General features: G+C 36.1%; 19 protein-coding genes and 1 tRNA gene. 11 read left to right on the top strand and 9 right to left on the bottom strand.

The genetic code is table 11. The features are described from left to right. Positions 1–22 precede the first annotated feature (22 nt). The gene (locus AC3WJG_RS12940; RefSeq protein ID WP_028407497.1) at positions 23–409 is read right to left on the bottom strand and encodes a hypothetical protein; all 387 of its coding nucleotides are present in this window, start codon (positions 407–409) and stop codon (positions 23–25) included. A 173-nt stretch (positions 410–582) separates the two neighbouring features. On the opposite strand from AC3WJG_RS12940, the gene AC3WJG_RS12935 reads away from it, so the two are divergent. Further along, positions 583–1,119 (top strand): phosphatidylglycerophosphatase A family protein, encoded by a 537-nt coding sequence (locus AC3WJG_RS12935; RefSeq protein WP_013055458.1) that lies wholly within the window; start codon positions 583–585, stop codon positions 1,117–1,119. 125 nt (positions 1,120–1,244) lie between these two features. Here AC3WJG_RS12935 and AC3WJG_RS12930 read toward each other — a convergent pair whose 3' ends face one another. Beyond that, positions 1,245–1,724: a GNAT family N-acetyltransferase gene (locus tag AC3WJG_RS12930; RefSeq protein ID WP_025749861.1), complete on the bottom strand. Its 480-nt coding sequence runs from the start codon at positions 1,722–1,724 to the stop codon at positions 1,245–1,247. A gap of 169 nt (positions 1,725–1,893) precedes the next feature. After that, positions 1,894–2,739 carry a MurR/RpiR family transcriptional regulator gene (locus AC3WJG_RS12925; protein ID WP_013055460.1) on the bottom strand — a complete coding sequence of 282 codons (846 nt, stop codon included), beginning with the start codon at positions 2,737–2,739 and terminating at the stop codon, positions 1,894–1,896. Between the two features lie 150 nt (positions 2,740–2,889). Here AC3WJG_RS12925 and gnd point away from each other — a divergent pair, with 150 nt between their 5' ends. The 5 genes from gnd to AC3WJG_RS12900 all read left to right on the top strand — a co-directional run bounded on the left by gnd (position 2,890) and on the right by AC3WJG_RS12900 (position 9,524). Then, complete coding sequence (gene gnd, locus AC3WJG_RS12920; protein ID WP_028407498.1) at positions 2,890–3,789, top strand: phosphogluconate dehydrogenase (NAD(+)-dependent, decarboxylating); 900 nt, start codon at positions 2,890–2,892, stop codon at positions 3,787–3,789. A gap of 25 nt (positions 3,790–3,814) precedes the next feature. Beyond that, a complete protein-coding gene (gene gntK / locus AC3WJG_RS12915) occupies positions 3,815–5,356 on the top strand; it encodes a gluconokinase (RefSeq protein ID WP_028407499.1) in 1,542 nt (513 codons plus the stop codon). 278 nt (positions 5,357–5,634) lie between these two features. Continuing rightward, the gene (locus tag AC3WJG_RS12910; RefSeq protein WP_337133863.1) at positions 5,635–7,161 is read left to right on the top strand and encodes an NCS1 family nucleobase:cation symporter-1; all 1,527 of its coding nucleotides are present in this window, start codon (positions 5,635–5,637) and stop codon (positions 7,159–7,161) included. Between the two features lie 268 nt (positions 7,162–7,429). Further along, positions 7,430–8,758: a GntT/GntP/DsdX family permease gene (locus AC3WJG_RS12905; RefSeq protein ID WP_028407501.1), complete on the top strand. Its 1,329-nt coding sequence runs from the start codon at positions 7,430–7,432 to the stop codon at positions 8,756–8,758. Positions 8,759–8,912: 154 nt separating this feature from the next. Next, positions 8,913–9,524 (top strand): DUF1349 domain-containing protein, encoded by a 612-nt coding sequence (locus tag AC3WJG_RS12900; RefSeq protein ID WP_337133862.1) that lies wholly within the window; start codon positions 8,913–8,915, stop codon positions 9,522–9,524. 38 nt (positions 9,525–9,562) lie between these two features. On the opposite strand, the gene AC3WJG_RS12895 is transcribed toward AC3WJG_RS12900, so the two are convergent. Continuing rightward, positions 9,563–10,183 (bottom strand): YitT family protein, encoded by a 621-nt coding sequence (locus AC3WJG_RS12895; protein WP_028407503.1) that lies wholly within the window; start codon positions 10,181–10,183, stop codon positions 9,563–9,565. Positions 10,184–10,355: 172 nt separating this feature from the next. On the opposite strand from AC3WJG_RS12895, the gene AC3WJG_RS12890 reads away from it, so the two are divergent. Continuing rightward, positions 10,356–10,805, top strand: coding sequence for an Lrp/AsnC family transcriptional regulator (locus AC3WJG_RS12890; protein ID WP_013055467.1), 450 nt, complete (start codon positions 10,356–10,358; stop codon positions 10,803–10,805). Between the two features lie 27 nt (positions 10,806–10,832). Here the strand turns inward: AC3WJG_RS12890 and AC3WJG_RS12885 are convergent, their stop codons facing one another. Next, positions 10,833–11,588 (bottom strand): arylamine N-acetyltransferase family protein, encoded by a 756-nt coding sequence (locus AC3WJG_RS12885; RefSeq protein WP_060744836.1) that lies wholly within the window; start codon positions 11,586–11,588, stop codon positions 10,833–10,835. 264 nt (positions 11,589–11,852) lie between these two features. Here AC3WJG_RS12885 and AC3WJG_RS12880 point away from each other — a divergent pair. The 4 genes from AC3WJG_RS12880 to AC3WJG_RS12865 all read left to right on the top strand — a co-directional run bounded on the left by AC3WJG_RS12880 (position 11,853) and on the right by AC3WJG_RS12865 (position 14,641). After that, a tRNA-Val gene (locus tag AC3WJG_RS12880) sits at positions 11,853–11,924 on the top strand. A gap of 123 nt (positions 11,925–12,047) precedes the next feature. After that, the gene (locus tag AC3WJG_RS12875; RefSeq protein ID WP_337133861.1) at positions 12,048–13,139 is read left to right on the top strand and encodes a tyrosine-type recombinase/integrase; all 1,092 of its coding nucleotides are present in this window, start codon (positions 12,048–12,050) and stop codon (positions 13,137–13,139) included. A gap of 160 nt (positions 13,140–13,299) precedes the next feature. Beyond that, positions 13,300–14,001 carry a hypothetical protein gene (locus AC3WJG_RS12870; RefSeq protein ID WP_337133860.1) on the top strand — a complete coding sequence of 234 codons (702 nt, stop codon included), beginning with the start codon at positions 13,300–13,302 and terminating at the stop codon, positions 13,999–14,001. Between the two features lie 256 nt (positions 14,002–14,257). After that, positions 14,258–14,641, top strand: a complete 384-nt coding sequence (locus AC3WJG_RS12865; protein ID WP_337133859.1) for a hypothetical protein — start codon at positions 14,258–14,260, stop codon at positions 14,639–14,641. A gap of 69 nt (positions 14,642–14,710) precedes the next feature. Here AC3WJG_RS12865 and AC3WJG_RS12860 read toward each other — a convergent pair whose 3' ends face one another. From AC3WJG_RS12860 to AC3WJG_RS12845, 4 genes are all read right to left on the bottom strand, one after another. Continuing rightward, complete coding sequence (locus AC3WJG_RS12860) at positions 14,711–15,649, bottom strand: zinc-ribbon domain-containing protein (protein ID WP_337133858.1); 939 nt, start codon at positions 15,647–15,649, stop codon at positions 14,711–14,713. Positions 15,650–15,763: 114 nt separating this feature from the next. After that, positions 15,764–16,435 (bottom strand): hypothetical protein, encoded by a 672-nt coding sequence (locus tag AC3WJG_RS12855; RefSeq protein WP_337133857.1) that lies wholly within the window; start codon positions 16,433–16,435, stop codon positions 15,764–15,766. Positions 16,436–16,544: 109 nt separating this feature from the next. Next, positions 16,545–17,126, bottom strand: a complete 582-nt coding sequence (locus AC3WJG_RS12850; RefSeq protein ID WP_337133856.1) for a hypothetical protein — start codon at positions 17,124–17,126, stop codon at positions 16,545–16,547. A 135-nt stretch (positions 17,127–17,261) separates the two neighbouring features. Continuing rightward, the gene (locus tag AC3WJG_RS12845; RefSeq protein WP_337133855.1) at positions 17,262–17,504 is read right to left on the bottom strand and encodes a hypothetical protein; all 243 of its coding nucleotides are present in this window, start codon (positions 17,502–17,504) and stop codon (positions 17,262–17,264) included. Positions 17,505–17,753 lie beyond the last annotated feature (249 nt).

The raw sequence follows: 17,753 nt of genomic DNA, 5'->3' as shown, positions 1-17,753 counted from the left end.
GAATCGACTGAAGCGCTTTTGGTTACTCTAATTTTTTCATTTTTTTAAACATAGCTTTTTCTGCTTGGCTGGCTTTTTCTAGAGGCTTCTTCGTATATTCTTCTTCTTTTTCATCAATCGAAACCAATTCTGTGTCATTTTTTACATAACTTCGGATATTGCGAGCACCGAAATAGCCGTTTACATCTTCTAAAATAGGCTTGTTTTCTTTTTGATCATAAAGAGTATATGAATTCTCTTCCTTAACGATAGCGTAGTGATTCCCTGCTAAAAGAGCCACGGCTTCTTTTTCGCTTTTTCCAAACGTAGACATGAGAAACAGAACGATTAAGACGATAAAGAAAAGGGCTGTTGCGCCAATGAAAAATAATAATAAGCCTCTGCTAAATTTACTTTGTTTTTCTTCCACAGTAGACAAACCTCCTGATTAGATAATTTCATTATAGCAAGTAAATGTAATGAGCGCCTAAAGAGATATGTGACGAGTTTATGAATTCAGGTAGATGAAACAAAAAAGGTTTTTAGCGCCTCTCATCGAATTTAATATAAAGAGAGACAACAACTTGAAAAGGAGAGAGAGACATGACAGCGAAAAAAATCCCAACGAGCAAAGAAGTAGCAAAGGCAACATTTGATTTGCTAGAAGAGCGTGGCGTAACAGTTTTGGATATTGCTGAAATTGTGTATGATTTACAGCTTCCTTATCATCCAGCTCTAACCATTCAGGAATGTGCTGAGAGCGTAGAAAGAGTACTGCAAAAGAGAGAAATTCAGCATGCGCTTCTAGTTGGAATCGAACTTGATAAGTTAGCTGAGCAAAATAAATTATCAGAACCTCTTCAAAGTATTGTAGAACAAGACGAAGGGTTGTTTGGTGTTGATGAAACGATTGCTTTAGGTGCCGTTTTAACCTATGGCAGTATCGCTGTTACGACCTTTGGCTATTTAGATAAAGTAAAAGTAGGCATTATTGAAAAGCTGGACTGTAAAAAAGAAAAAGGAGTTAATACCTTTTTAGATGATTTAGTAGCGAGCGTAGCTTCTAGTGCGGCAAGTCGTTTAGCTCACCGTCAGCGTGATGAACAAGAACAGCTGCAAGAAGGCAATCCGGCTACGTAATAAACTTCTTTTAGTATGTATATAAGCTGTGTAAATTAACACGTCGAAATGATTTAGTCTTTTATTTGAATAACGGAGACTAGGCACGTATCACCTACGTGTCTAGTCTCCGTTATTGGAACGATTTATGGCTGTAGTGAAGTAGTCATAAGGTAGCTTAAGTTTTTCAGCCCAAGACTTTCATAGAAAGCACGTGCTTTCTCGTTAAATGCCCATACGGTAAGCTGGAGGTCATTTGCTCCTTTTTGTACAGCCCACTGTTTCGTAGCAGAAAAAAGACTTTTTCCTACGCCATAATTTTGAAAGCCTTTCTTAACGCCAAAATATTGGATGTACGCTGTGTAGGAAAGAGGAGCTAATGTAGTGGGAGGGTTATATTTTAATTCAACAACAGACGCCCCAATAATTTGATTTCGATATTGAGCTACAAGAATATCAATGGTTGCATAATAAAGAGTAGCTTGATATTGTTCGGGAGATAAAACAGCCATTTGATTATCAAACATAGAAGGAAGCGCATTTGCGTGGAGTTCTAGTGATTCCCCTAATATTTTATTTACTTCTGTATAATCATCGAGTTTTGCAGTGCGATAGATAATCTCCATACACACTTCACCTACTTTTTAAAAGTTGTGCTTTATCATATGTAGCAACTTAGAAAATGTTAAATGAGAATTAAAACTCGAAAATTTTAAGCGAAGAACTGCACTAAACAGAGCATATATTCTATGCTCTGTTTGATGTTATAGTTGAAGAATATATAAGAGCGAAACGTTAAATTCTAGTTTCAGCAATGGCATCGCGTACTTTTTCAAGCGAGTGTTTAGAGGCATCTTTATTCGCAATCATTACATTAACGTACAAAGCATCAATGAGGCTTAGCTGTCCAATTCTCGAGGCAAGAGCTTCAGATCGATATTCTGTTTCTTCTGAACTCGTATAAAGAGAAACATCGACATTTTGGCTTAATGGAGATTTTGGAAAACCCGTAATACCGATCGTTTTGGCACCGTTCGCTTTTGCTGTATTTAAAATGTTCATCGTGTCTTTATTTGTTCCAGAATGAGAAATCACGACCGCTACATCCTGTTTTGTTAATTGAGAAGCGGACATAAGCTGGAAATGGGAATCAATAAATGCAAACGTTTTAATTCCTGTTCGAACAAATTTATGAAAAGCATCCATAGCCACTACTGAAGAACCACCCGTGCCATAAAACTGAACTTTATCCGCCTTCATAAGAAGTTTGACGGCTTTTTCAATAGCGTTGCTTTCTAGTATTTGTAATGTATTTTCAAGCGTTCGCACATTGGAGCGAAAGATTTTTTCAGCAATCGTTTTTTCATTATCCGTTTCAGCAATTTCCTCGTGAATCTGCTGAATAGGCGTCATAATTTCAGCAGCCAGCGCTATTTTCATCGCTTGATAGCCCTTGAAGCCAATTCGTTTACAAAAGCGAAAGACTGTTGCATCAGCTACATTTAAATCGTCTGCCACTTCGTTAATGGTACTGTGAATAATTTGTTCCGGCTGTTCTAAAATATAATTTGCTATTTTTTTCTCTTTTTCACTGAATCTAGCATAGTGAGAACGAATTTTTCCTAAGCAATTTTGCGTCATAACTGATGTTCCTTTCCACGAATTTAGTAGTAAAAAGAGTATAGCACAAAAATATGAGTGAAAAAAATTTTCTTGTAAACGATTGCAAAATGAAAAATAATTCGTATAATGGAGGTAATGTGAAATTTTTTTTCAAAGGGAGTTTGTAAAATGAAAATTGGATTAATCGGTTTAGGAAAAATGGGATATAATTTATCATTAAATTTAATGGACAACCATCATGAAGTAGTAGCTTATGATGTAAATAAAGAAGCGGTAGAAAAACTTGCAAATGAAGGAGCAACTGGCGCCTTTACTGTTGAAGAGTTAGTTAATGAACTTGCTCCTTCACCTAAAGTTGTATGGATTATGGTTCCGGCTGGAGAAGTAACGGAAAATGTTATTACAGAACTAAAAGAACTTCTGTCAGAAGGAGATATTATAATAGATGGAGGAAACTCTAATTATAAAGAATCTGTTCGACGTGCTCAGGATCTTCAGGAAAAAGGTATTTACTTCTTTGATGTAGGGACAAGCGGCGGAATGGAAGGCGCAAGAAACGGAGCGTGTACAATGATCGGTGGAGATGCGGAAGTATTCCGTACAATTGAACCGGTTTTTAATGATATTTGCGTAGAAAATGGATTTATGTACGCAGGTAAAAGCGGAAGCGGTCACTTTTTAAAAATGGTTCACAATGGTGTAGAATATGGAATGATGCAATCCATTGCTGAAGGATTTGAAGTTCTGGAAAAAAGTCAGTTTGATTTCGACTATGAAGCCGTAGCACGCGTTTGGAATAACGGATCTGTTGTTCGTTCTTGGTTAATGGAACTAACGGAAAATGCGTTTTCAAAAGATCCTAAACTAGACAGTATTAAAGGAGTTATGCAGTCTTCTGGCGAAGGGAAATGGACCGTAGAGACTGCTCTTGATCTTCAAACGGCAACTCCTGTTATTGCTTTATCGTTAATGATGCGCTATCGTTCATTAGAGGAAGATACATTTACAGGAAAAGTTGTAGCAGCACTTCGAAATGAATTCGGCGGCCACGGTGTTGTAAATAAGTAAAGTAGTAAAGTAGGGGGACAGCAGCATGAGCAAAAAATATGCAATAGGTGTAGATATCGGAACAACGAGTACAAAGTCTGTATTGTTTTCAGTAGACGGTACAGTCATTGCAAATCATGGGATTGAGTATCCACTATACTCGCCGACGCCCGCGATGGCTGAGCAAGATCCTGAAGAAATTTTTCAAGCAGTTGTACGTACAATTCAAACGGTTGTAAAAACGAGCGATGTAAAACCTGATGATATTTTATGCGTTTCATTCAGCTCAGCTATGCACAGTGTTATTGCCGTTGATCAGCAGGGAAAACCGCTGACAAAATGTATCACGTGGGCGGATAATCGAAGTGCAGAATGGACGGAAAAAATTAAAAATGAATACAATGGTCATGAGATTTATTTGCGTACCGGTACGCCTATTCATCCGATGTCGCCGCTTTCTAAGCTAACATGGCTTTCTAATGAACAGCCTGAATTAGTGAAGGGAACACATAAGTTTATTTCGATTAAAGAATATGTATTCTTTAAGTTGTTTAACGAATATGTTATCGACTATTCGATTGCATCAGCAACGGGTTTGTTTAATCTGAAAAATCTTGCGTGGGATGAAGAAGCACTTAAAGTAGCAGGTGTTACAACCGATCAGTTATCCACTCCTGTTTCAACAATGCATCAGTTAAAAGGGTTAAACCCAGCGCTTGCAGTTGACATGCATTTACTTCCAGATACGCCCTTTATTGTAGGTGCAAGTGACGGTGTATTATCAAATTTAGGCGTAAATGCAATTGAACCAGGCGTTGTTGCTGTGACGATCGGGACAAGCGGAGCTATTCGAGCAGTGACTGACAAGCCAGTAGTTGATCCCAAAGGTCGTATTTTCTGTTATGCGTTAACAGAAGACCACTGGGTAATTGGCGGCCCTGTAAATAACGGAGGCATGATTTTTAGATGGGCTCGCGATCAGTTTGGAGCATCCGAAGTAGAAACAGCTAAACGCCTTGGAAAAGATCCGTATGAAGTATTAACGGATATTGCAGCTTTAGTGAAACCGGGAGCAGACGGCTTATTGTTTCACCCATACCTTTCAGGAGAGCGTGCGCCGCTTTGGGATGCAAATGCCAAAGGCTCATTCTTTGGCCTAGGTTTACATCATAAAAAAGAACATATGATTCGTGCTGTATTAGAGGGCGTTATTTTTAACTTGTATACGGTGTTATTGGCACTTGAAGAGTTAATTGGAGAGCCTACAAAAATTCAGGCAACAGGCGGATTTGCACGTTCCGCACTTTGGCGTCAAATGATGGCAGATATTTTTAACCAAGAAGTATCCGTGCCGGAAAGTTTTGAAAGTTCATGTCTAGGAGCAGTTATTCTTGGCTTATATAGCCTTGGCGAAGTTGACTCATTAAACGTTGTTTCTGATATGGTTGGAGCGACTAATCATCATTATCCAATCAAAGAAAACAGTGAAGTATATAAAGAGTTAACGGCTATCTATATTCGTTTGGCTCGCTTATTTAAAGAAGAATACGAAAGCATTACGGCTTTTCAAAAAAAATATGTACATTAAGTTCAAAAATCATCGCTTGAAGCTTTCAAGCGATGATTTTTTTTGTGTTAGGTTATCTAACAATCAAAAGAGTTGACACTACACAATATATAAAAGTTTCCTCAAATAATGTTACAATTTGTCCAGTGTATCCCCGTTTCGCATTAAATATAATAAGGGATAACGTTAGTATTTATCACATACTAGAAGGAATCGTCACAAACGCCTTTATATTTCAGAAAATTCAAACAAAATTTGTTTTTTGAAATGAACTTATTTTATGAAAAGGGGTTTTATGGATGAAAACACAAATTGAGCAAGATGGAATTGTGACGCTCACAGATGAGACGCACAATCAGCTGAGCGGCAGTGACCTTTGGAATGAGGATTTACGTCCGACTACGATGAAAGAGCATTCTTGGAAAGGAGTTAACTTTGCCACGCTTTGGATTGGGATGTGTCTGTGTATTCCAGCTTACACAATGGCGAGCGGAATGATGACGCTTGGAATGAACTGGTGGCAAGCAATTGGTACAATCTTTTTAGGAAATGTTATTGTTCTTATTCCTATCTTGCTTAATTCTCACGCTGGAACCAAGTTTGGCATTCCTTATCCAGTATTTGCCCGCCTGTGGTTTGGAGATAAAGGAGCACATATCCCAGCACTGGCTAGGGCCATTGTGGCTGCTGGGTGGTTTGGAATTAATACATGGATTGGAACGGAAGCAATTGATACACTTCTAAGCGCTTCGTTTTCGTCTTGGAATGGTTTAGCTGGTCATACAGCCATTGTATTTGCTCTTTTTTGGCTTTTAAATGTAGGAGTAGCATATAAAGGACCGCAAGCGATTAAAGTATTAGGAGCGATTGCTGCTCCGGTTATTGGTATTTCAGCTATTATTCTTTTTATATGGGCTTATACCAACTCGGGAGGGTGGGGGCCTATTTTATCTGCGCCTTCTAAATTTACATCAACCAGAGAATTTCTAGCCATATTTTTCCCTGCTTTAACCGGAGTCATTGCATTTTGGGCGACGCTCGCTTTGAACATTCCTGATTTTTGTCGATATGCTAGAAGTCAGAAATCTCAAATGGTTGCGCAAACCTTTTCCTTGCCGTTGACGATGAGTATTTTTTCATTTATTGGAATTGCTGTTACCTCAGCAACAATCGTTATATTTGGAGAAGCTATTTGGGATCCAGTGGCGTTAGTAGCTAAATTCCCTCCATTTATCATTTTCTTAGGAACAATCGTTATCGTGCTTTCTTCTTTAACGATTAATGTGGGAGCAAATATTGTCGCGCCAGCCCGTGCAATTGAGAATCTGAATCCAAAGAAAATCACGTTTGCGATGGGGGCGCTAGTGACCGGTATTTTTGCTATTTTACTTCAGCCATGGTACATCATGTCTAATTTCGGGAACTATATTTTCGGCTGGCTTGGAACATACGGAGCACTGCTTGGCCCTATAGACGGCATCGCCATTGCTGACTACTGGCTTGTAAGAAGGAGACAGATGGCATTAAAGGATCTATATGAGGTAAACGGTCGCTACAGTTATTCAACAGGTTTTAATAAAAACGGTATTTATGCATTAGTAATTGGCGTGGCCATACCCGTTTTAGGCTTACTAATTCCTGGACTGCGTTTTTTATGGGATAATGCCTGGACATTTGGTCTATTCATTTCTATCATTGTTTACACGTATCTCATGAAAGGAGATAAAAGTGTATTAGCGCCGGGGGAATATGAAGAAATAACGTTAAAAACAAGCGAAAAACCGATTATCGACAGTCAAACGGCTGATCCAACCATCACCAAATAAATAAGGTGAATCCAATCATTAACATGATTGGATTTTTTTATGTGTTAAAACCGTATGGAATAAAATTGATAAAATTTTTTTGAGTTTTTTTATTGATTTAAGAATTTTTTTTTCATATAATTTAAGTAATAAAAAAATGAAATCGTTTTCTAAATTAATTAATGTAAACGATTTCGATAATTGGAACTTATTTTTAAAAAATTCACAGGGTGTAGAGCTTTTTGCTACATAGAGAAAGCGTTTACTTAAAGGGAAGGTGGAAAGCAAGATGGATGCATACTTATTAGCTATTACAGTTGCCGCAATTGTTATTGTTATTGTAGGTGTTTCAGTTTTTAAATGGCATGCGTTTATTAGTTTAACGGTTGCGAGTTTGTTTTTGGCAATTGCTTCTGGGTTATCAATGGATAAAATTGTTGGCGCTTACGAAACGGGAGTGGGCGGTGTTTTAGGGCACTTAGTAGGAATTTTAGCGCTGGGAACGATTTTAGGTAAGCTGATGGCCGATTCAGGTGCCGGCATGCAGGTAGCGGATTATTTCGTAAGAATATTCGGTGTGAAAAGACTGCCATGGGCGATGCTAGTAGCAGGTTTCATTATTGGTATTCCTGTTTTCTTCGAAGTAGGAATTTTAATTCTACTGCCTTTAGTTATTTCGATTCATAAAACAACAAAACAAAATATATTATTGATTGCTCTGCCGGTTATTGCAGGATTATCAATTGTTCACGGTCTCGTTCCTCCTCATCCAGGAGCGATGGCAGCTATTAGTATTTACGGAGCAAATACGGGAAAAGTGCTTTTATACGCATTAATCATTTCAATTCCAGCTGCAGTTATCGCTGGACCAGTTTTTGCAAAATGGGTTCACAAACGAGTGATTCCAGAAGGAGAACCTGATCTAATTCGTATTACGACAACATCAAAAGATCTTCCTGGTACAGGCGTTTCATTTTTTGTCATTTTACTGCCCGTTCTATTAATGATCTTAGCAGCGATAGCACCTGTTATTAACGGATTGCCAAGCGGCGTAGTGAAGTTTGTAGAATTAATAGGAAGTCCATTAATTGCACTTTTAATTGCTTGTTTTGCAGCGTTTTACCTGCTTGGAAAACGTCAAGGTATGACAAAAGATGTGATTAAAAAACTAACGGAAGAATGTTTGCTTCCTGTAGGATCTATTGTCTTAATTATTGGTGCAGGGGGTGGCTTCAAACAAGTATTAATCGATAGCGGAGTAGGTACAACGATTGGTCAAATGTCTGAACATCTATCTCTATCACCACTTGTACTTGCATTTTTAATTGCTGGATTAATCCGTATTGCTACAGGTTCAGCAACAGTTGCATTAACAACAGCTGCTGGTATTGTCTCACCAATCATTGAGCATATGTCCGGTGTTAACTTAGAACTGCTTGTTATCGTTACGGGTGCGGGTTCACTAATGTTCTCTCATGTTAATGATGCTGGCTTCTGGATGGTGAAGGAGTATTTAGGATTAACAGTGAAAGAAACGTTCAAAACATGGACCGTTCTGGAAACGCTTCTATCCTTTATTGCTTTTGCAGGAGCACTTATTCTAAATGCATTAATTTAAAAATAAGACTCTTTTACTCTATGTAAAAGAGTCTTGTTTTTTTATGAAAGAAAAGAATTTACAAGAAAAATAATCAAAATATTTTATTTATTCGTTAAATTATGGCAAAATATAAATAGAAGAATAATAGCTTCTAAGAAGGGAATGACAGAGAGTGAGTAATCAACTAGTATTTTTCACAAACTTTTCAGAAGGAAAATTAGATTCAGACGTTTCTTGGTATTGTCCACCAGCTCAATTTCAAATTGATACAGAAACGAATCGATTAGTGATTAAAACAGACGCTAAAACGGATTTTTGGCAGCGTACTCATTATGGCTTTAAAGCGGACAATGGACACTTTCTTTACCGTGAAGTAGAAGGCGACTTTGAAATCATGACAAAGGTGCATACATATCCAGTTAATCGCTACGATCAAGCAGGTCTCATGATTCGTGTATCAAAAGATACGTGGATCAAAACGTCAGTTGAATACAATCCCGATGGTCCTAACCAATTAGGAGCAGTCGTAACCAACCAGGGCTTCTCAGATTGGTCCAGTCAAAATTTTACTCAAAACAAATCAGCGCTTTATTTTAAAATTCAGCGCAAAAACGATGATTACACCGTTTGTTATTCAAGTGATGGAGATTCTTGGACTCAGCTCCGACTCGCTCACTTATTGAACTCAACCAAAGAACCTGTTCAAGTTGGTATTTACGCTTGTAGTCCTCAAGGAGAAGGGTATGAAGCCCAATTTGATTTTATAAAAGTAGAAAAAATGTAAATAAAAACCACGATTTAGCCACAGCTAAATCGTGGTTTTTATTTAGAAAGCGCATTATCTAAAGGCTGTGTGGAAGAAGCGGATGTCGGTTGATTGTGTAAAGCAATCTTTTGTTTGAAGTAGCTGATGACAAAACCTGTAATCGCAATGGATATAACAGAGAAAATTCCTTTTGAAAGTCCAATTGAATACATGCTCGACAGCACGACAAGGAAATCAAATGAAAAATTCACTTTTCCAGGATCCCAACCGAATTTTCGCTGCGCGAATAACGCTAGAATATTAGCACCGCCGAGAGAAGCTCCGTTCATAAATAAAATGGATAAGCCAAGGCCAGCAATTAGTCCGCCCGTAACAGCACCCATCAGGCTGGGAAGTGTAAAAGAAGGAAGCAAGTGGTCGAGTGAAGTGAGAAGCGATAGCAAAGACACTGATCCTATAGTTGTGGCAGTAAATTTCCATCCCATTTGAAAGAAGGAAAAGAGATAAAAAGGAATATTAATGAGAAAAAAGATCACGGCAAACGATAAGGGAAGGGCATATGACAAGCTAAGAGACAGACCAGCTGTTCCCCCGGTCACTACGTGAGAGTGCCGCAAGATAAGAACACCAATACTTGCAATCGTACATCCAAGAATAATCCATAAAACTTTTTTCATAAATAAACCCCTTTGTTTGTTTTTTCGGAATTTTCATTTTCAATTATCTACTTTAATGATAGGATATTAAATAAAGAAAACACATGTATAAATGAAGGAAATAATACTTGTTCTGTTATCAACTTGAATAAAGATTTTATTTATTATATTCATTTTGAAAGGAAAGGTTTGTATGGATCAAATCGATGCACAACTATTGTCTATTTTGCAAAGGGACGGACGTATGACGATTAGTGATTTATCAAAAAAGCTGGCTCTTAGCCGTCCAAGCGTATCAGAAAGACTTCAGCGTCTTCAGGAACGAGGGGTGATCCAGCGTTTCAGCGCTACGGTGTCTCCGAAAGCTTTAGGAAGAGATACACAGCTGTTTATTCAAGTAAGTGAATTAAAAAGAAAACCGGAGGAATTTGAAGACTTTATTGAGCAAAATGAAGACGTGCTTGAATGTCATCGCGTAACGGGGCCGGTTTCTTACTTTATTAAAGCAGCCGTGTCTGGAATGGATGGACTTAGAATGCTAGTGGATGAACTGATTCCTTATGGAAATGTGAATACCTCAATTATTTTAAAGTCGCCTGTAGAAAACAGGATGATTACTCCTGTACAAAAACCGGCCCCATAAGAGGCCGGTTTTTCGTGTAAGGACATATTAATAAAATCCTTTAATAATATAAAAATGATTTTGTAAAATATCAGGTATTTCTTCTTCTGAAAGGTTCCTTTTCGTCTTTTTTTCGCCATCTGTTACAGTCAGCGTTTCACCGGAAAGGGTAATGCGCCCTGTAGGGGTTGCGATTGTAACAAGACGTTTGTGTACAAACGGAGAATCGGCTGACGTTTGATTGAACTCACACATGGGAGTAAAGTCAGTCAGTTTCTTAGGAAGCGTAGACACACGGTACAGCGTTTTCCATACATCATCTTCCCATCGCTGCAAATCGTACATATGCTCAGCAACGTTTGTCATACGATAAGAGCCGCTTACATCTCTTACTACTTCGCCATTTAAAGGCATTGGCTTGCGCACAGAATCTCCAAACCCAACGTCTACGATGTAAGGCTGATTTTTAATCGTCACAAGATTTGTAGCGTGACTTCCTTCAATGGTCCACGTGCCGTCGGGTTTTTTGACGGTAGCTGAAACGTAAGAGACTTCATATCCGCTTTCTTTTAACAGCCAGCCAAATAGACCGTTTAATTCGTAGCAAAATCCTCCCCGCAAATTTACAATTACTTTTTGGAAAATTCGTTCTAACTCAATTATAATAGGGGTTTGAGACAGAACATCTAAGTTCTCAAAAGGAACATGAAGCATGTGTTTGTTCTGTAAAGCAGCTAAGCTTTCATACGTTGGGCTATCCGGTTTCTTAGCTAAAAACCGACTAAAATAATAATTAATATTCATCAAATACACCTCTTAGTGAATCATTTCTCTCTGTCTTTAGCAGAACGTTCATGTAACAGCGCTTTTTCGATTGTCTCTTTGAAAGCGAATCCTTGAAGTACACGGCTGTCAATTTTTAAAGTTGGTACTTTCATCCCGTCACGCTCCTTTATGGCATGTTTTTATTTTATCAAAAGTAAAGACGATCCTTCCAACTTGGGAACTGCGGAAAAATAGTTGACAAAATTGGATAACTCTTTCTATAATATAGTCAATACATATCACGAGCGATTAGTTCAGTGGGAGAATACATCCTTGACAGGGATGGGGTCGGGGGTTCGAATCCCTCATCGCTCATACCATTGAATTTGTTGCGTTGGTGCTGTTTTTATAACTAGCAAAACCTTCGTAATGATTCAATCAAGTTTTGACGAAAACACTTCGTTCATTCTAATTTTAGAGTGAAGGAGTGTTTTTTTGTTGTCCTCATTTAATTATTTCGATGAAAAACCTCGAGTAAATAAACGCCAACCTCATAAACGAAAAGATGAAAAAATTTTAAAAAAAGATTCAGCAAAAGTAGTATTTGAGAAGTTCCTTGAATTTAAATCGAAACAGAATTTACGTCCACCATCTTTAAATAAATTCGTAGCATTATTTAAAAACCTAGAAGCGTTCCATGAAACACGAAGTAAAGCAACTCTACATGTAACGCATATTACAACGGAATTTATAAGTGATTATGTTTACTGGTTGAAACACGAATATATAAAATTTGAGAATAACAACAATGTGCCTGAGCGTGTCAAAACAATTGGATTAGCAGACGCTTCAATCGCTACTCGTATACGGTCTTTAAAAACCTTCATTAATTGGTGCTTGAGAAAAAAGTTAATACAAAGTAATCCATTCGATAACTGGGAAGGTTTTAAGCAGAACAGCACAGAGATAGATGTTTTAACACGGGGCGAATTAAATAACTTGCTCAAGGTAGCAAAGTTTTATTCTAACAAATCGTTCAAATACTTTAGAGATACTGTTTTGCTACATCTTTTGATTGATGGCATGTTACGTATTACTGAAGCGTTGCTCTTGTCACCAGATGACATTGACCGCGTGAATAAGACAATATTAATTCGGTCAGTAAATGCGAAGTCAAGAAAAAGCAGGATCATTCCATTGAGCAATAAAACATATCGTTTGCTAAATCAATTATTAGATGAAAATGAAGCGTTCGAGGGAGAAACAGATAATCTTGTCTTCTTGTCACTGTCAGGACGCATGTTAAACAAAAATAATGTATTACGTGATTTGAAAAAATGGGCGAAAGAAGCAGGAATCAAGAAACGATTTTATTTACATTTAATTCGTCATTCGGTGGCAACTGAGTATTTACGTTCATCAGGAGATGTTGAATCATTGCGTAAAATTCTTGGACATGCCGATTTACGCACAGTATTAATTTATAGTCACTTAGCAGATTCTACGATAAAAGAAAAACATCATAATCACGGGTTTTTCGGAAGCGAAAATTTAATTCAACGGAAACGTTCTAATAAAAGAAAAAAATAGTTTAGAAGAAATTTAGGATATGTTAGTATAGAAAAGTTTACAAAATAAAAACGAACGGGTCAAAGGACTGCAATCCTACCGTTCGTTTCCCACACAATATCCGAAGGACATTGCTACTCAATTATAGCAAAGTTTCCTTCGTCTGAGAAGGAGTATGAATATGAACGTTAAATCTGAAATCAATGCGTTGCAGAAACGTTTGCTTGCACGTTTAAGTGTTAAAACAGGTAGTACCCTATATATCATCATTCAAGAAGTTTCTCGTCAAGCATACGCGAAACAATCGTTTGTAGTGAGTCAGAAAAACTCTACACTAGCAGAAAAGTGCGGTGTAACTGCATCTACAATTAGCAGAAACCTAAAGAAAATTAAAGAAAATTGTGCTGATTTATTAAAGATTGAGCAAAATCGGAACATTGGGGAACAGTTTGCAGCACTTATTTTTACGTTCATTTCACAAGAACATCAAACGGAAATGACAAACGGTGAACAAACGGAGCGAGTCAATAGTGACGCGGAACCAGTCGAAGTTGCTGAAAACACTTCTAATTCCTTTTCTAAAACAAATTATAATTTTTATCAAAATTATAATAAAAACACTAATGTTAACAGTAAAAAGGTTCAACAAGAAGAAATAATACATAATGCGTACATAAAATTTAAACAACACATAAACAAAACTCTATTCTTCAAGATCCTGACAGAAGTAAAAAACAAAAAAGGAATCCGCAACTTTAAAAAATATTTTGAAGGAGCCTTATCCAAAGTAAAGAATCATATACAGTGTAGTAATGGCACAAAAGTATTTGAACATCACGGTTTAAACGATTTCTACGGTGTCCTAATGGGTCGACAAGTATAGGATTAATACGGAGTAGAGTCGGCAACTAATGTCATTTAGCTGATTGTTAGATATAGACACGAAAGTTTGTTACTTTACAAGCCCTTCGGAAACAGAATATCAAATAAGACTCCTTAAATAGAACATTTGATTGGTAGATGTGACTGATAATCATAGTTCAAAAAAGTATTGATATAATATGGTAGAAAAGATATAGTTTTACAAGTAATATCTTTTATATTATTCATATCAATGAGTTTTAAAGGAGGAGAAGCCTTTGAGCAAATATTTTTCTAGGAATCACGGGATTTTTTATGGTTTGATGCTTATACTAGCAGTGGGTTTAATTTTTTATCAAGAAAAATTATTAACAATAGCTTCAGTTTTTACTGATGTATCCCTTACATTATTGATCGCATTTTCCGCACTTCTAATTTCTGTTACAAATTTGATTAAAGGTGGCAAGTCTAGCGACCTGAGAAAAAAAGTTTCTGATATTGTCTTAGAATTTATATTACTCAGCACTTTTATATTATTACTTAAACTTGTTTTATCCATTGGAGTTTCTGCTATAGTTATATGGATATTTTTAATCGCTACAATTATTATGTTTATTGTGATAACAGCCGAAATAATTACTATTTTTCAAGATGCTATTTAAACAACAGATTAGCATCATGAATCCTTTTAAAAGTAACAATTCTAAAAGGAAACGTGATTATTTATTTTATTAACTGTTATCTAAGAATTTAAGAAATTTACTAATAAAACGTTCTAACGTCAAATCAGGATCATGCTCACGGTAATCAACCATCATATAATGACCGTGTTTTTCTGCATATTCCTGTTTTTGGCGGTCAATCTCTTGCTCCTCTTTCAAGCTCCGTTTATTAAAAAAAGGAATCTCTTTAAAATGTTGTATTCCATGAATTTCTATAAATAACTTCATTTTAGGAATATAAATATCATAATGCCTTCCATTAACATAATATTGAGAAATGAAGTGAATAAAATTATTAGTGAGCCAATCATTTATAATTTTTTCTCCTCTAGAAAGTTTACATTTCGGACAACCAGATTTTAAGTTTGTACGAGAGTGAACAACTGCATTCCATTCATGTCCTTCCGAACACTTCCACCAAATTTTCGTTCTAACACATTTGCCAATTTCGAAAGGAGATATGTTAGTATTTTTATCGTAATCCCATTCTTTTAAAAGCTCAGGAAAGTTATGTCCCAAAGAATTTTCCTCTGTGATTTTATAGCCTGAACAATAAGGACAACCTAATTTTCTCGACGTCCTGCTGTGTACAACTGCTGACCATTCATGCCCTTTTGAACACTTCCACCAAAGCTTTCTGTTTGATTTTGCACTGACAGAATCAGGTGACAGTTTCCCATTTTTCTCATAATCCCATTCTACAACCAATTCAGGAGAATTGAAGCTAATCGATTTACAATATGTACAAGAAAAGGGGCGGTCAGGAAAGTTACAATAGTTACGGATGTTTTTATTTTCCGTTTTATTACAACGGTCACAAATCATTGTTATTTTTTTGCTGTGTCCTGTTGATATTTCGCTCATAAGCTTACCGTCATTTAATTCTGAGTTGTAATAACGTTTTAAATCTGGCCTAACGTCTTCAAATGATACGAATTGTTTTTTCATATATATCACTCCATTGATTTTTTATTATATGTAAGTGAAAAATGACTGTCAGGATGAGGAACCAATTTAATTGGAAAGGAAAAGTCATTGATTTAAAACCAATGACCTCAATACTTAATTTGGTTTGTAATCAGGATGAATATCATATTCCATAAATCCAACCAAATCGACGTAGCTTTTCCATTCATTAAGAATGTCAGCGCAATATATGTAACCATCAATTTCAAATGTAACTACAGTATGAAATTCCGTCTGCCATAAGTCGGTTTCTACTTCCAAAGCTGTTTGAAGCAATACTTCAAGAACGCGATTTATCCAATGACATGCCTTATATACTTGGTAATATTCAATCGTATCTTTTTGAGGAGCATATTTTTCATCATATTTGTTTCTCAATAATTCATACTTGCGGAGGAATTTTTTGTGTTTATAAAGATCTTCCTTGTAATCGTCAATGTGATCATTTTGTCCGAATAATTTATGCACCCATTTTTGTTCCAATTCAGCAAGCTCAGACAAATAATCGTTGTCATTTTTAACTGAATTGTTTATGTGTTTTGTCCATGCGTCTGTAGGAGTGTATTTCCAAGGAGCAGCCCCATTTATCCATGTTTTTTTAATAACGCTTGAGTGTACATTGCAAAGTAAATCCATCATCTCATTTAATTTCAATTCAACTGCTTTATCATGTAAAAATGGCTTTAATAAATGCCAATTATCCTTCACCGAGAACATGTGAAATCCTTTAAATTCAACTGTTTCTTTTGTTAATTCTGCTACTGTCATGATAATAATTCCTCCATTTGAGTTGGTTTAATTTTAATAATTGAATATTAATATTCAAAATATTCTGTATTTTGTTTGTGTGGGAGCCCTTACGAGCCCCGTGTTTTAATCAAAAATCAGGTGTATCTCCATATAATTCAATTGCTTCTTGTTCAGTAAGAACAGGTATTGGCATTGTTTCATGAGCCATTGTTGTCTTGCGCTTTTTACGTGTTTTAATTTTGTTCTTTTCATTTTGCATTTCAACAATTACTTCCTGACGAATTTTTTCTTTATATCGTTGATCACTTTCCTCACGTTCTTGATTCAATGCTGCATAATATTCTTTACGTTTTTGAATCAAGTTTGGTAAATCATTGATAATTCGTTCCATGTGTTGAACGATTGTTTTAGCCTGTTTACGTCTGATTTTTTCAAGAGCCAGTTCAAATTCATCATCTTCAAGAACGAGCGTTTGTAAAATGTAGCCATTACTGTTTTTGTTTAAATTAATTTCAAAAGTTAAGTCCTTCGTCCAAGCAACCAACATCGAATTTGCATGATTCATAAAAATTAAAGGATTGTCATTTTTAATTCCCAATTGTAATACAATTTCTTGAAACATTTCTCTTTCTCGATTTTGGATTATTTCTAATTGATATTTGATTCGTTCCATATCTGTCATGATTTTTTTTACATTCATTTCTTTCATTTAAATTACCTCCGAGTAATTGATTCATTTTTTTTTGAATTTTTTATGTGTGTTTCGTTATCACACAGTCATTATACTGTGTTAGATTGAAATGTAAGGATAATTAAGTGAAAATTCTGAATTATTTTCTCGTTATCATATCCAATTCAATAGATGGCTCGTGCCAGAGTTCATGTACCGTTGTGAAACTTTTTTTTGTTTATAATCTGCGTCTTGTTCGATTAGCCATTTATTCATACGTTGGTGACAATCACGCTGGGAAATACTGATCTCGGTTTTATACCAGCGAATGTATTTTTTCATTAAATACCTTTCGCGTTGTTTCTTTGGAAGTTGATTCCAAACGGCTTTTTCATAATCCGTTAATTCTATATTCATTGGATTATTTCACCTCCGTTTGTTTTTCATTACACAGTTATTATACTGTGAAAAATTCTAATGTAAGGTTAAGCCGATAAATTTTTTAAAAAACTTTCAGAAGTCGTTTTTCTTCATTAAATGAACGCAAAAATCAAACAAACGAAAAAATGAACCCACAGATTGACGTATAAACAACGTTCTAAAGTGTTCAAATGTAGTTAATCGTTTGAAAGTAAAAATGCGTTTAAACGCAAACTAATGTGTTTA

This window comes from Priestia sp. FW507-14D1A (assembly GCF_058781295.1).
Note: the sequence above shows the minus strand (reverse complement) of the source record. Positions and strands in the feature narration are given on the sequence as shown.

Excerpts from the sequence above, each read along its gene's own strand:
- AC3WJG_RS12935 (WP_013055458.1), top strand. The coding sequence starts at position 583 with ATGACAGCGAAAAAAATCCCAACGAGCAAAGAAGTAGCAAAGGCAACA.
- AC3WJG_RS12930 (WP_025749861.1), bottom strand. The coding sequence starts at position 1,724 with ATGGAGATTATCTATCGCACTGCAAAACTCGATGATTATACAGAAGTA.
- AC3WJG_RS12925 (WP_013055460.1), bottom strand. The coding sequence starts at position 2,739 with ATGACGCAAAATTGCTTAGGAAAAATTCGTTCTCACTATGCTAGATTC.
- gnd (WP_028407498.1), top strand. The coding sequence starts at position 2,890 with ATGAAAATTGGATTAATCGGTTTAGGAAAAATGGGATATAATTTATCA.
- gntK (WP_028407499.1), top strand. The coding sequence starts at position 3,815 with ATGAGCAAAAAATATGCAATAGGTGTAGATATCGGAACAACGAGTACA.
- AC3WJG_RS12910 (WP_337133863.1), top strand. The coding sequence starts at position 5,635 with ATGAAAACACAAATTGAGCAAGATGGAATTGTGACGCTCACAGATGAG.
- AC3WJG_RS12905 (WP_028407501.1), top strand. The coding sequence starts at position 7,430 with ATGGATGCATACTTATTAGCTATTACAGTTGCCGCAATTGTTATTGTT.
- AC3WJG_RS12895 (WP_028407503.1), bottom strand. The coding sequence starts at position 10,183 with ATGAAAAAAGTTTTATGGATTATTCTTGGATGTACGATTGCAAGTATT.
- AC3WJG_RS12890 (WP_013055467.1), top strand. The coding sequence starts at position 10,356 with ATGGATCAAATCGATGCACAACTATTGTCTATTTTGCAAAGGGACGGA.
- AC3WJG_RS12885 (WP_060744836.1), bottom strand. The coding sequence starts at position 11,588 with ATGAATATTAATTATTATTTTAGTCGGTTTTTAGCTAAGAAACCGGAT.
- AC3WJG_RS12870 (WP_337133860.1), top strand. The coding sequence starts at position 13,300 with ATGAACGTTAAATCTGAAATCAATGCGTTGCAGAAACGTTTGCTTGCA.
- AC3WJG_RS12860 (WP_337133858.1), bottom strand. The coding sequence starts at position 15,649 with ATGAAAAAACAATTCGTATCATTTGAAGACGTTAGGCCAGATTTAAAA.
- AC3WJG_RS12855 (WP_337133857.1), bottom strand. The coding sequence starts at position 16,435 with ATGACAGTAGCAGAATTAACAAAAGAAACAGTTGAATTTAAAGGATTT.
- AC3WJG_RS12850 (WP_337133856.1), bottom strand. The coding sequence starts at position 17,126 with ATGAAAGAAATGAATGTAAAAAAAATCATGACAGATATGGAACGAATC.
- AC3WJG_RS12845 (WP_337133855.1), bottom strand. The coding sequence starts at position 17,504 with ATGAATATAGAATTAACGGATTATGAAAAAGCCGTTTGGAATCAACTT.